Here is a 13,577-nt window from a genome sequence, read left to right on the forward strand (position 1 = left end):
GGCGGTGCCGCGCCCCCTCGCCGGACGCCCCGCCCGCCTCGCCTGCCCTGCTCGCCCTGCTCGCCCCGCCCGTTTCGCGTGCCTCGTTCGCCTCGCTCGCCTCGGTCGGCGTGTGACGCTCACGACCGAGGCGATCCCCGCTCCGCTCTCGTGGGGGCCGGGGATCAGCGGCGGGTGGCGCCGCCCGCGCCGAAGCCCGTCTCGTGGTTCCACAGGTGGGTGCATCCCGGGCACTGCAGGTGCAGCAGGCTCCCGGTGGTGCCGAGGAGATAGCGCCAGTGCTCCCCGCAGTTGCGCCCGCCGAGGCAGTCGCCACAGTCGCGGTGGTCCCGGCAGGCGGGGCAGGGCACCCACGCCCTGCGCCCGAGGTCGGCGTGCGGGTCAATCGGCAGCACGGCCGTGCCCTCTCCGGGGGAGTACGCCGGCGGCCACGAGCATGTCGTAGGTCTCCCGCTGCCGCTCGTCGAGGTCGGAGTAGAGGAGGTCGTACGCCTCCTCCTCGGCCCGCATCGCCGCCACCGGGTCCCAGCCGGGCTCCAGCGCCGCCATGACCGCGGCGCGGCGGCGAGTCTCCTCAAGGGTGAGGTCGATCTCGAAATCGGTGTGCGGGGTGGTGCTTTCCTGGCTCATCGCATGACTTCCCGGTCGGCCGCGAGCGTGTCGGAGAGGTGGTCGGGGGCGTTAGGACGGCACCGGGGAGGGACGCGGGTCCGCCCGGACCACTCTTCGCGATCGGCCGCACGCGCCTCGGGGGAGCTACCCCGGAGAGAAATATTTGTCCGTTATATACCTTTAAATGCACTAAAGTCACTTTGTCAGTGTCTCTGTGTGACGCGTGTTACAACCGACCGGCGCCGGAAGCCGGGCGACGTCCACCTGAGGGCACCTAAGGGGCGGTACGGCGTGGTATCCGCGGCGCGGGTGATTTCCGCCTGACAATCTAGGTGTGAACGGACATTCCCGGAGATCATTTCTCCGGCTCGGCGGTGTCACCACGGCTGGAGCGCTGATCCCGGGGTACGCCGCGGACATGGAGACCACGCCGCGCGTGTCGATCGACCCCTTCGTCCCGCTGCGCCACCGGTGGCGGGACGTGACGGCGGGGTCGGGGTTCGACGCGACGGCCGAGCCGTACCGGACCCGGCTGGCGAGGCTGGGGGCGAAGGCGGCCGGACACCGGGACGCCATGGCACCGTCCGACGCGTCGCTCTGGCCCGACCTCGCGTTCCCCTCCCTCGGCGCCACCCCGCTCCGGCTGCGGACCATGGCCCGCGCGTACGCCCTGCCGGGGACCGGCCTGACCGGCGACGCGAACCTGGCCGCGGCCGTCGCGAACGGCCTCGACCACTACCGGCGGCGGGTGTACGCCGAGGGCGCCGACGAGGTCGGCAACTGGTGGTACTGGCGGATCGGCACCCCCAGGAACCTCCTCGACGCGGCCCTGCTGATCGGCCCGCACCTCACGGAGCGGCGGAGCGTGGCGCTGCGGGAGGCGGTGGACCACTTCCTGCCCGAGTGCCACCTGGACGACTACAGCGGGACCAGCACCGGGGCCAACCGGGTGGACCTGTGCGTGGTGACGCTGCTGCGCGCCATCCTCGGCGCCGACCCGGCGAAGGCCGCGCTCGCCGTCTCCGCGCTCTCCCCGGTCTTCCCCTACGTCTCCGAGGGCGACGGGTTCTACCGGGACGGCTCCTTCGTCCAGCACACCACCATTCCCTACCAGGGGACGTACGGAGCGTCGCTGCTGTCCGGCCTCGCGACGCTGTTCGCGGTGTTGCGCGGCTCGCCGTGGGAGATCACCGACCCGAACCGGCAGGTCGTCCTCGACAGTGTCGAGAGGACGTTCGCGCCGTTCGTCCACGACGGCCTCTGCATGGACCTGGTCAGCGGCCGGGCGATCGGCAGGCGGCCGTACGGTGACCACGACAGGGGGCGCGCGATCGCCTCCGCGATCCTGCTGCTGGGGGAGACGGCCTCCGCCGCCGAGCGGTCCCGCTGGCAGGGCATGGTGAAGGGGTGGGCGCTGCGGGACACCCACCGGCCCATGCTCGACGCGGCCGAGCACGACGACCTGGGGTTCCACGCCCGCCTCGCCGCGATCCTGGACGACGACGCCGTCCCCGCGGCCGACGAGCCCGCGGGGCACCGGCTGCTCGCGATGAGCGCCCGTGCCGCGCACCGAGGGCGGGGCTGGTGCGCGGGCCTCAGCATGGCCTCCCACCGCATCGGCCACTACGAGCACGGCAACGGCGAGAACCTCCGGGGCTGGCACACCGGTTCGGGGATGCTCTACTGGTGGGCCGACGGCCACGGCGACCAGTACTCCGACTCCTTCTGGGCCACCGTCGACCCCTACCGCCTGCCGGGCACGACCGTTTCCACCCGGCGGCTGGCCGACGGCGCCGGTGAGGCGTGGGGGGACACCTGCCCGCCGGGCCGCTGGGTGGGTGGTGCCACCGACGGCGTGTACGCGACGGTCGGCCAGCACCTGAACGGCTTGGAGAGCACCCTGAAGGCGTTCAAGTCGTGGTTCTTCCTCGACGACGCGGTGGTCTGCCTCGGTGCCGGGATCACCGGCGAGGACGGCGTGCCCGTCGAGACAATCGTGGACAACCGCAGGACCGGCGCGCCCCTCACCGTGGACGAGGGGAAGGGCTGGGCGCACCTGGAGGGGCACGGCGGCTACGTCCTGCCCTGCGGCACCCGCCTGCGCACGCTGCGCGAGGAACGCGCCGGCCGGGACCCGGCGCCGCGCGAGGGGCGTACCGGAGGCCTGGACCCGGTGACCCGGAGCTACGTGACCCTCTGGTTCGACCACGGTGTCGACCCCGTATCGGCCGGTTACGTCTATCTCCTCCTGCCGGGCGCGAGCCCGGCGGAGACCCGGGCCCGCGCCGCCGACCCCGGCTGGGCGCGCGTGCTCGCCAACACCGCCCGGCAGCAGGGCGTCCAGGTGCCGTCCCTCGGGATCACCGCCGTCAACTTCTGGAACGAGGGAGCCGCCGGTGACCTCGCCGCCTCCGCCCCCTGCGCGGTCCTCGTCAGGGAGGGCGGCGACGGTACGGCCACGCTGACCGTGTCGGACCCCCGGCGCGACCTGGACGAGCTGACCGTGACCTGGAGGCGGCCGGTGGCCGAGGTGCTCCGCGGACACCCTCTCCTGGCGGGCGCCGCGACCGGTGCGGGACTCACGCTCACCTTCGGACGCCTGGCGGGCCGGGGCGGCGGCTCGAACACGGTCACCGTACGCCTCGCCTGACGGGGCTGGCCGCGGTGGTGGCCTCGGCCTGGAGGGGACGAGGCCACCGGGACGCGTCACATCCAGCGTTGCCCCTAGTTGCCGCTAAAGGAGGCCGATGTTGCCGTAGCCGATGAGCGGCATGCCGTTCCCGAGGCCGATCCCGTTCCCGGTCCCGTCTCCGAAGCTGATGCCGCTCCCGGTCCCGTTCCCGAAGTTGATGCCGCTCCCGGTCCCGTTCCCGAGGCCGAGGCCGATCCCGTCCCAGGGATCGGAGGGGGACGCCGTCGCGTGGGCCGGGCCGGCGGCCAGCGCGGGCGCGGCCAGGACGGCGCCGAGGGCGACCAGCCCGGCGGCGATCGTGGTGCGGTTCATCGTGGTCTTCTTCCTTTTGGGGAGGGGTGGCCCGCATGCCGCGGGCCACCTCACCGTTGCCGTGAGCGCCAATGGGACTACTCAGAGCGAGCATGTTCAAGCTTGGGAAGCATCTGGACGTGTCCGCCAGAGTTCGGGACACTCCCGCAGCTGTCCTGTCTCGGCCGGAAGGGGGGAGGGTACCGTCACGCACCCGCCCCACCCGCCCCACTCGGGCCCGCCCGGACGAAGACCGCCCCGAAGGCGGCGAGCCGGGTGGGACGGCACCGGTGCGCCGGTTCCCGGATATGGGGGACGAGTGTTCCGGGACAACCACCGTCCGAGTGCCCGCCCATCCCCGGTGGCACAGCGAATCCGGCCGTTCCCGCCTCACCGATCATCAAGCCCGGCACGATTGGGAGACCACCACGCGCGACCGCTCCATCCGCGAACACGAGCAGGAGGACACCGTGGTCCCCAGGCGCGAGCAGCCCGGATCCGTCGATCGCACCACCTGGCGGGTCGTTGTCGGCGAGACCGGCCACGATCTCAGCGAGACCGGCCACGATTCCGGCGAGACCGACCACGACGAGAAGGAGACCGGCGTCCGGGTGTCCGTCGAAGCCGGTTCGAAGGCGGTTCGGAGACGGCGCGGAAGTCTTCTCGCGAACACGCGCGGGCGGCCCGGCCACCCGGACCGCTCACGCCACCGAAGGACCTCGTCAGGCGGTCAGAGGTCCAGGCCGGAGCCGCCGAACCGGTCCCGCAGGAACCTGCCCTGGTCGCGCAGGGCCTGCTCGTCGCCCCGGTAGACCGACTCGGCCACCTCGCGCAGCCGGGTGTCCAGCAGGTCGAGCTGGGCGAGCAGCTCCTCGTGCGCGCTGCGCTCCCGCTCGCCACGCCGCGTGAGCGCGCGGGAGCGGGGCAGGTTCGCGTACGCCTCCAGGCTGGACGGCAGGTAGTCCCTGATCGTCTGCGACACGATGTGCAGGTGGTCGGGTGAGGTGGTGAGCGTGTCCGCCCGCCGGAGGATGTCGCGTACCACCTCGGCGAGCGCGCCGACCCTCGTCACCACGTCGCCGGGGAACCGGTTCCCGTCGACCTTGGCCAGCAGGGCGTCCAGGTCGGCTCCCAGCCGCCGGGACTCCACCTCCGCGTGCGAGATCGTGAGCCTCACCCGGTCCGCCGGGGCGAGCAGCGCCCCGACGCCGTACAGCCCGGCGACCACGACGGGCCAGAACGTCCCGGCGACGCCGAGGAAGACCAGGACCACCCCGACGAGGGCGAGGGCGCATCCGGCGATGTTCCTGGTCGACCCGGCGTAGGCGAGGATCCGCCCGCCCGGCCTACTGGTAGCCACGGATCTCCTTGAAGGCCGTGGCGAGCGACCCCTGCCGGGCGTCGAAGGCCGCTCCGCCGGTGAGTTCGGCGATCCGCCTCATCTCGTCGACGTCGCTGTCGCCGAAGAGCACGACGAACGTCCGGAACTTCACCGGCAGCGACGCGTAGTAGGCGGCGAAGTCGTCGTACGAGCTGCCGTCGGTGTTCTCGCCGTCCGTCATCAGCACGATCGAGGTGAAGTCCTCCGACGGCGACGCCCCCGCCCGCTCGTAGGCGGCCCGCAGGCTGTCGAAGATCGCGGTGCCGCCGCCGACCCGCAGCGCCTCGCTGTACGAGCGGATCCGCCGGAGCACCGGTCCGGCGTCCCGGTCGGGCAGCGTGAAGGTCCGCGGGGTGCCGGGGACCGTGTTGAACGGGATCATCGTGACCGTCTCGCGGTCGCGGAAGCGCGAGAACGATCCGCTGACCGAGGTGTCGGCGCCGGACAGGGCGGTCAGCGCCTGCTTGAGCGCGTCGATTCGCTCCCCCTTCATCGAACCGGAGGTGTCGAGCACGAACAGCGTCCGCGACGGCCTGCGCACCTGGTTGAGGTAGACGCCGATCAGCCCGTCGGCCGCGCCGCGCCGGTTGGGGAAGGGCAGCTCCACCAGCGACGCGGTCCCGAAACGCGGATCCGCCCTCACCTCGGGGACGATGGGCCTGCGGTGGGTCGTGGTCATGATCTCCCGCTGGATCTCCGGCGTGCGCAGCCAGGCGGCGAGCTTCCCGTACAGTTCCTTCTTCTCCGGGGGCGCGGAGCTCAGGAGCGTGAGCGGGTAGTCCGCCGTCACCACCCCGTCGCCCGGGTAGATCAGCGTGAGCGGCTCGGGGAGCCTGCCTGAGGCGTTGAGACCCAGCAGCACGGACTCGTAGTTCACGAGCCCGTCCACCGCGCCCTGCTCGACGTACGCGTCCGCGAGCCATCCGGAGGAGCCGGAGGTGAGCGTCTGCGCCGAGAAGAACTCCTTCAGCCTGGGTGTCGCCGCGTCGATCTGGGCCTCCTCCAGGGCCTCACCGGCGTCGGAGAGCGCCGCCGTCACGCCGACCAGCGCCGAGAACCCGGAGTTGGACGCCGCGGGGCTGGTCATGCCGAAGGTGAACCGGTGGGCCCGCGCGGCCGAGGCGATGTCGTTCCAGGTCACGGTCCTGCCGTCCCAGCCGAGCTCGCGGGCCTTGGACGCCTTCAGCCCGAGCAGCACGGGAGAGACCATGACCTTGGTCTGGGTCGAGAGCCGCGCGGTGGCCCCGTCGATGAGTGACAGGTAGCGGTTGGAGGAGAACCACGTCGCGTCGTACCGTCCGTCCGCGCCGCCGCTCGCCACCTGGTCGGCCCCGTCGAGCGTTCCGGCGTACGACAGCGCGACGCGCACGCCGACGGCGTCCTCGGCCTGTTTGAGCAGCGGTTCCAGGTCGTCGATCTCGCTTCCCGCGAGGACGCGGAGCACGTCGGGCCCGTCCGCGGGGGTGGCGGGCGCGTCGGCCCCGCTACACGCGGCCGACGCCACCAGCAGAGCCAGCACGACGAGCGCCCGCCCGGCCCGTCGCGCGACAGGTGCCGGTCCGGCCGGGCGGTGAACGGCGAGCGCCCGTCCGGCCCGGCGGGCACCCGCTCGCACGCCGGGTACCGGTCCGGCCGGGCGGTGATCCGCCGACGCGTCCCTCATCGCGGGAGCTCCTGTTCGTCGCCGCGCCGGGAGCGCTCCAGGTAGGTGCGCGCGTGGTCCAGCTCGACGGTGAGGCTGTCCACGGTGACCGCCATGTTCTCCACGGCCTTGGCCTTGAACGTGTCGATCATGTCCATGGTGGAGTAGATGTTGTCGAACGCTTTGCGCAGCGCGTCCATGCCGACCGTGGTCGACACCGCCTGGGTCTGGATGTCGGCCGCCCGCGTGCGCAGCATCTCGCTGGTCGCCACGATCAGGTCGGAGGTGGTGGCGTTCAGCGCGGTGATCTGGTCGAGCACGAGTTTCTGGTTGGCGAGGGCCTGGGCCACGGTCACGGCCGTGCGCAGCGCCGCGACCGTCGTCGTGGTCGCCCGGTCCACGCCCTTGATCAGTTCGAGGTTGTTCTTGCGGATCAGGTCCAGCGCGAGGTACCCCTGGGCGGACACCGCGAGCTGGGTCAGCAGGTCCTGGTGCTTCTGCCGGATGCCGAACAGCGCGTCCGAGCGCAGGGCGGTGGCCTTCTCCGGCTCGGCCGCCTCGACATACATGATCTTTTCCTCCACCGCGGCGTCGAGGGCGGCGGCGAGCAGGGCGTACTCCTGCAGGCGCTTCATCGACTCCCACAGGTTGGCCTTCTCGCCCTCGATGGCGGCGTTGTCCTTGCGCAGCTCGTCCTGCCCGGACTTGAGGGCGCGGATGATGTCGTCGAGGTGCCGCTGCGCCGACTGGTATTTCGCGAAGTAGTCGCGCAGTTTGTCGCCGAACGGGATGAGTCCCAGCAGCTTCCTCGCCGGGCCGGAGGTCTGCTTGGGGTCGAGGTCGACGACCGTGCGGCGCAGCGCGACCAGCTGCCCCGCCACCGCCGCCTGCGCGTCCCGGCCCTCACCCCTGGCGGACGCCAGCGCGGCCACCGGACGCTTCAGCATGCGGTTCGCCACCTGGGAGGAGGCCCGGATCTCCGAGTCGCCCATGGAGGTGATGTCGTGCACCTTCCTGGCGAACTCCGGCGACCTCGGATCCAGGCCGCTCAGCTCCTCGGCGAAGCCGTTCGCCTTCTCCGCCAGTTCCGCGTCCCGCCCCTCCGGGATCGGCAGCATGGTGGCCGCCTTCTCCGTGGGCACCTTGGCCACGGGTTCCGGCGGGCTGAGCACGAGATCGCTCACGGTGGTCTCTCCTCGAAGTGCTGAAAGGGTGAGGTCAGGGGGTGGGTGAGGGGACCGGTCCGGACCGGTAGAGCGTCTCGATCGCGGAGATCATGCCCTCCAGCCGCTCGTGGTCGGGGGGCTCCACCACGTCGACCAGGCCGGGGGGCAGCGGAGCCTTCACCTTCGCCACGAGGTCGTCGAACGCCCTGGGGGCGGCGGTGCGGAAGCCGTACAGGGCCGCGAGGCGCCCGAGTTCCGGGTCCTCCTGCAGGAGCCGGCCGACCTCGGCGCCCTGCGCGCCGAGCGGTACGAGCGTGTGCTTGCTCAGGACCGTGGGCGAGGGGTAGAGCAGCCGCATGCCGGGACGGATCGCGCCGTCCCCGGCGAACAGCCGCGAGGCGTACTGCGCCTCGTAGATCATGACCATGGGCGTCTTGCCCATCCCCAGGGACAGGTAGTCCTCGAACGGCGCCTCGGTGGAGGTCTCGGAGTATCCCTGGTCGAGGAAGAGGGGAGCGACGGTTTCCGCGACCGTGGAGCCCTGCTCGTTGGAGGTGACCACGTCGTCGCCGTTGGCCACGTAGCCGGCGATCGAGAGGTACATCGCCGCGGAGTTGGAGGTGCGGATGTCGGTGGTGGTGAGCAGCACGCGCTTGCGCGCCGGATAAGCGGTATTACCCGGCAATTTATCCCAACGGGTGCCTTTAGCCACCAGACCCAGATATTTCTGGATATCGAATACCTGGTAGCCCTGGCCGGAGTCCCGCACGACGCCCGCCCTGACGAGCACGTCCACGATCGGGGTGAAGGTGGCGATCGCCATGGGGGAGGAGAACGGCGCGAACGTGCGGGTGGCGCCCCGGTCACGCCTGATCTTCTCCGCCGCGGGGGCGCTGGACGGGAACGCGAAGCCGTACTTCCCCAGATCCACCGAGGTCGCGATCTGGCGTGATCCGGCGGTGTCGACCTCCACCCGGAGGCCGTGCCCGGCGAAGACCGCCCGCACCCTCCGGTCGTCGAAGAACGGCTTCTTCTCCGATCCGATCACCCCCCGGACCAGGGTGAGCTCCCGGGTCTCCGTGCCGCCGCCACGGTTGCCCACCACGATCGCCGCCGCCACGGCGACGCCGAGGAGCAGCGCCAGCCCGATGCCGATCCACCGCTTCATGTGATTCCTCGAAGCTTGCCGCGCATTGCCATAAAACAGCGTTTCTAATTGGATTATGTGACGTATGCCGACAATGCGGAGCGAGGCATCTGTTATGTATTGATAATTCATCTTCCGTTCACCGATGCGCTGCTCGGCGGGCGCCCGCCATCGCCACACCGAGCCACTGAGCGACCGGCCGGAGCGGAAGGGCGGCCATGGCGGGCAGGCGGAGCGGACGGGCACCACCGGCCCGCGCGTACCATTCAGCGGTGGAGGTTCTGGAACCGGAGGAGTGGCGGGCGCGGGCGGAGGCCCACCGGCGGCGGATCGAGGTGTGGGCGGAGCCGCACCTGGCGCGCAGGGCGCGGGGCGAGGCCCACCCCATCGAGGACTTCCTGTTCACCTACTACGGGCACCGGCCGGCGCGGCTGCGGAAGTGGCATCCGGGCGCCGGGGTGGTCCTGCGGGGAGCGCGCGACTTCGGCCGCGACTACCTCGACATCCCCGAGGGTGCCACGCTCGACACCGAGGCGCTGATGGACAGGCGCGGGTCCTCCATCGAGTGGATCACGCGGCTGCTCGCCGCCACCGAGGCGCGGCCGGGATACTTCGGCTGCTTCGGCCTGCACGAGTGGGCGATGGTCTACAAGGCCACGGAGGTACGGCACGAAGCCTGGCCGCTGCGGCTCAGCGGGGAGGAGATCGAGGAGGTCGTGGAACAGCGCGGCGTGCGGTGCGGCCATTTCGACGCGTTCCGCTTCTTCACCCCCGAGGCGCGCCCGCTGAACGCGCTGCGGCCGACGCGGGAGCGGCAGCCGGAGCTGGAGCAGCCGGGCTGCCTGCACGCCAACATGGACCTCTACAAGTGGGCGTACAAGCTGTCGCCGCTGGTGAGCGGTGAGCTGGTCGCCGACTGCTTCACGCTGGCCCGCGACATCCGCGCCGTGGACATGCGGGCCAGCCCGTACGACCTCAGCTCGCTCGGCCACCGGGCGATCCGGATCGAGACGCCGGAGGGGCGGGCCGAGTACGCCGCCGAGCAGCGAGGGTTCGCCGAGCGGGCGAGGCCGCTGCGGCGACGCCTGCTCGACGCCTGCGAACGGCTGCTCGCCGACGCCCGCCTCCCCTGACCCGCGCGGCGGAGCACACAGGTGCTCCCGTCGTGATCGCGATCCCGGCCGGTGCGGACGGCATCCGGCGCGGACGGAATCGGGTCGTCGGCGCGATCCGGGCCCGGGAGAGCCGGTCCACCGATGCCGCTCCGCCCTCGGAGGGGTGACGCCCCCACCTGATCGACGCGGGCATCGATGCTGAAACTTACATCGGGTATGTCATGCCCCGTAGTGACGAGGCCGCAAGGTTTCAGGAGGCCGGGACACAGGTTGGGGCGTTTGTGAGACGCGCGTGCCGGGCAGAGCTGCCGAAACTTTCTGGGCTGCCTTGACGTATTTCGGGGAGATTTCCACACTGAGTCCCCAAGGCGTCCTCCTACGGCCGGGTCGGTGGCGCGCAGCGGGGCCGTCGTCCACGGCGCCCGGTGGTGCGCCTCCCCGGCCATGGGCGCGGCGTCGAACGCGCGGGGGTGTCCCCCGTGCTCCCGCTTTCCCGCTTTCCCGTGACGCAGTGATGGAGGCTCAGGCATGGGCACAAATGCCATACCCCCGCCCGGAACCCGGCGACCCCTCAGCGGCCTCCGCCGGGCCCTGATCGCCGGTGCCCTCGGCACCCTCGTGCTCGGTACGCTCGCGGCGGTGACCGTCCAGGGTTCCGCCGGTGCCGCTTCCGCCGGTGCCGCCGCGAGCACGCTCGGCGCGGCGGCCCAGCAGAGCGGGCGATACTTCGGCACCGCGATCAACGCCGGCAAGCTCGGCGACTCGGCGTACACCACGATCGCCAACCGCGAGTTCGACATGGTGACGGCCGAGAACGAGATGAAGATCGACGCCACCGAGCCGAACCGGGGCCAGTTCACCTTCACCAACGCCGACCGCGTCTACAACTGGGCCGTGCAGAACGGCAAGCGGGTGCGCGGGCACACCCTGGCCTGGCACTCCCAGCAGCCGGGCTGGATGCAGTCCCTGTCCGGCGCCACGCTGCGCCAGGCGATGATCGACCACATCAACGGCGTGATGGCCCACTACAAGGGCAAGATCTACGCCTGGGACGTGGTCAACGAGGCGTTCGCCGACAGCGGTGGCGGCCGGCGCGACTCCAACCTGCAGCGAACCGGCAACGACTGGATCGAGGTCGCCTTCCGCACCGCCCGCGCCGCCGACCCGGCCGCCAAGCTCTGCTACAACGACTACAACATCGACAACTGGACCTGGGCCAAGACCCAGGCCGTCTACACCATGGTCCGCGACTTCAAGCAGCGCGGCGTGCCGATCGACTGCGTCGGCCTCCAGGCCCACTTCAACAGCGGCAGCCCCTACAACAGCAACTTCCGCACCACCATCCAGAGCTTCGCCGCACTCGGCGTCGACGTGCAGATCACCGAACTGGACATCCAGGGCGCCTCCCCCACGACCTACGCCAACGTGACCAACGACTGCCTGGCCGTCCCCCGCTGCAACGGCATCACCGTGTGGGGCGTCCGCGACCAGGACTCCTGGCGCTCGGGCGACACCCCGCTGCTGTTCGACGGCAGCACCAAGAAGCCCGCCTACACCGCCGTGCTGAACGCCCTCAACGCCGCGGACCCGAACCCGAACCCCACCCCGACGCCCACCCCCACCCCGACCCCCACCCCCACTCCCACGCCGACCCCGGGTCCGGGGGCGTGCTCGGCGACGATCGCGACGGTCAACAGCTGGCAGGGAGGGTTCCAGACGACGGTGACCGTCCGGGCGGGTGGTTCGCCGGTCAACGGGTGGACGGTGAGGTGGACCTGGCCCGGCGGGCAGACCATCAGCAGCCTGTGGAACGGCCAGCACACCGTGTCCGGTTCCAGCGTGACCGTCCGCAACGCCGCCTACAACGGCTCCGTCGCGGCGGGTTCCTCGACCACCTTCGGCTTCACCGCCAACGGCACCGCGGCCACTCCCACGGCCACCTGCACCAGCCCCTGATCCGATCGAGCCGGGCCGCGTTTCCTGCGGCCCGGCCCCGGTCCGGCCCGTCCGGTCGCGGAGCGCTCGACGTGGACGAGCGAACGCGTGGCTGACGACGAAGGCGATACGCGATCTCTCAACTAAACGCGAGCTGGCCTCATATAAATCTTGACGCCGTCGGCGCGGCATGTTGCGATCTAGGCGTTCGCTCTTCCACGGTCGTTTAGTAGGAAATGGGGCAGTTGTGAAGGTTCTCCGGCGGGTGGCCGCGATGGCCGCGCTCCTGGTGGGTACGATCGGCGTCCAGCTCGTCCAGGGCGGAGCGGCGCAGGCGGCCCTGCCCACCGCCGCCGTCGCGCTCGGCGACAGCTTCGTCAGCGGGGAGGGCGCCGGGGCCTACCAGCCCGTCGTCGACGCCTCCGGGACGCCACAGTCCTTCCCCGGCTGGTCGGCGGCGAACAGCAACGCCTACTTCTGCCACCGGTCGGCGAACGCCTCGCTCTTCAAGGCGTCGCTCCCCGGCATCCAGGACCGCTTCAACCTCGCGTGCTCCGGCGGCCAGCCCGCCGACATCGCCAACCCCTCCAGTGCCCGCGCCAAGGGCCGCTCCGTCGCCTCGCAACTCGACCAGCTGCGCGCCGTCGCGCAGACCCACGACATCGACGTCGTCCTCATCGGCCTCGGCTCCAACAACACCCAGTTCACCTTCGGCGACGTGGCCACGCTGTGCGCCAACCGCTTCATCGCCGACGCCTGGACGGGCTGGTGGGAGTTCTGGGCCTACCTGGGCGGCGACGTGCCGCAGGAGCCCTGCACCGTCTCGGACCTGGCCTCCGACGCCGAGGTCGCCGCCGCCACCACCGAGACCACCGCCGCCCTGCGCCAGATCCTCGACACCCTCGCCCAGGTCGACGCCGACGGCGTCCACCAGGTCGTCCTGCAGAACTACACCAACCCGCTGCCGCTCGACGTCGCCCCGCAGTACCGGGACGAGGACAACCGCACCGACACCCGCGACAAGTTCCGCGACCTCGGCGCCGAGCGGTACGCCGCCGGCTGCCCGATCCACCGCGCGAGCCTCGCCCCCGGACACGTGTTCTCCCAGAACCTCGGCAACCTGGTCAGGAACGCCTACACCACACTGGCGGCCGAGCGTCCGGCGGCCAACCTGCGCGTGCTGGACGTCCAGAAGGCCTTCGACGGCGCCCGGCTCTGCGAGAACCCCGGCAGCCCGGAGAGCGCGCTCGCCACACCGATCCGGATACAGGAGTCGCCGAACGGCAACGTCGTCAACAGCCTGTCCGGTTGGGACAAGATCCGCGTCCAGAAGGCGGCGAACACCTGCGTCACCTACTTCCAGACCTGTCAGGAGGCATGGCACCCCAACGCCGCGGGCCACACCGTCCTCGGCCAGTGCCTGACCGGCGCCCTCACCGCCGCGCCCCGCACGGTCGTCACATGCGCCCGTAACGCGAACGGCACGCTCACCGTCTCCTGACGCCCCCTCCCGACACACGACGGCGCGCGCCCCGCCTCCGGAACGCGCGCCGTCTCGCGTACCGCGATCCCGCGGAGCCCGGACGACGAACGAAA

The 13,577-nt window shown here is 71.4% G+C and carries 11 protein-coding genes; 4 read left to right on the forward strand and 7 right to left on the reverse strand.

The window, feature by feature from the left end; genetic code table 11:
- Positions 1-164: 164 nt before the first annotated feature.
- Both ABD817_RS35750 and ABD817_RS35755 read right to left on the reverse strand, forming a co-directional pair.
- Entirely contained in the window at positions 165-395 is a 231-nt protein-coding gene (locus ABD817_RS35750) for a hypothetical protein (RefSeq protein ID WP_344922848.1), read from the reverse strand.
- Positions 382-630, reverse strand: a complete 249-nt coding sequence (locus ABD817_RS35755) for a DUF6400 family protein (RefSeq protein WP_344922849.1) — start codon at positions 628-630, stop codon at positions 382-384. Before ABD817_RS35755 ends, ABD817_RS35750 begins: the two co-directional genes overlap by 14 nt.
- Before the next feature lie 316 nt (positions 631-946).
- On the opposite strand from ABD817_RS35755, the gene ABD817_RS35760 reads away from it, so the two are divergent.
- Positions 947-3,262 (forward strand): polysaccharide lyase 8 family protein, encoded by a 2,316-nt coding sequence (locus ABD817_RS35760; protein WP_344922850.1) that lies wholly within the window; start codon positions 947-949, stop codon positions 3,260-3,262.
- Positions 3,263-3,346: 84 nt separating this feature from the next.
- On the opposite strand, the gene ABD817_RS35765 is transcribed toward ABD817_RS35760, so the two are convergent.
- The 5 genes from ABD817_RS35765 to ABD817_RS35785 all read right to left on the reverse strand — a co-directional run bounded on the left by ABD817_RS35765 (position 3,347) and on the right by ABD817_RS35785 (position 8,952).
- Positions 3,347-3,616 (reverse strand): hypothetical protein, encoded by a 270-nt coding sequence (locus tag ABD817_RS35765; protein WP_344922851.1) that lies wholly within the window; start codon positions 3,614-3,616, stop codon positions 3,347-3,349.
- 709 nt (positions 3,617-4,325) lie between these two features.
- Entirely contained in the window at positions 4,326-4,955 is a 630-nt protein-coding gene (locus tag ABD817_RS35770) for a hypothetical protein (RefSeq protein ID WP_344922852.1), read from the reverse strand.
- Positions 4,942-6,639 (reverse strand): VWA domain-containing protein, encoded by a 1,698-nt coding sequence (locus ABD817_RS35775; protein ID WP_344922853.1) that lies wholly within the window; start codon positions 6,637-6,639, stop codon positions 4,942-4,944. Before ABD817_RS35775 ends, ABD817_RS35770 begins: the two co-directional genes overlap by 14 nt.
- On the reverse strand, positions 6,636-7,802 hold the full coding sequence (locus ABD817_RS35780) for a toxic anion resistance protein (protein WP_344922854.1): 1,167 nt from the start codon (positions 7,800-7,802) through the stop codon (positions 6,636-6,638). The genes ABD817_RS35775 and ABD817_RS35780 overlap by 4 nt, the downstream gene beginning before the upstream one ends.
- Before the next feature lie 34 nt (positions 7,803-7,836).
- Entirely contained in the window at positions 7,837-8,952 is a 1,116-nt protein-coding gene (locus ABD817_RS35785; protein WP_344922855.1) for a hypothetical protein, read from the reverse strand.
- A 251-nt stretch (positions 8,953-9,203) separates the two neighbouring features.
- Between ABD817_RS35785 and ABD817_RS35790 the strand changes: the two genes are divergently transcribed.
- The 3 genes from ABD817_RS35790 (at position 9,204) to ABD817_RS35800 (ending at position 13,482) form a co-directional block, all read left to right on the forward strand.
- Positions 9,204-10,064, forward strand: a complete 861-nt coding sequence (locus ABD817_RS35790; protein ID WP_344922856.1) for a 3-methyladenine DNA glycosylase — start codon at positions 9,204-9,206, stop codon at positions 10,062-10,064.
- A gap of 510 nt (positions 10,065-10,574) precedes the next feature.
- Positions 10,575-12,002: a glycoside hydrolase family 10 protein gene (locus tag ABD817_RS35795; RefSeq protein ID WP_344922857.1), complete on the forward strand. Its 1,428-nt coding sequence runs from the start codon at positions 10,575-10,577 to the stop codon at positions 12,000-12,002.
- 226 nt (positions 12,003-12,228) lie between these two features.
- Positions 12,229-13,482, forward strand: coding sequence for an SGNH/GDSL hydrolase family protein (locus ABD817_RS35800; RefSeq protein WP_344922858.1), 1,254 nt, complete (start codon positions 12,229-12,231; stop codon positions 13,480-13,482).
- Positions 13,483-13,577: the final 95 nt, after the last annotated feature.

Source organism: Streptosporangium oxazolinicum (genome assembly GCF_039537505.1).
GTDB lineage: Bacteria > Actinomycetota > Actinomycetes > Streptosporangiales > Streptosporangiaceae > Streptosporangium > Streptosporangium oxazolinicum.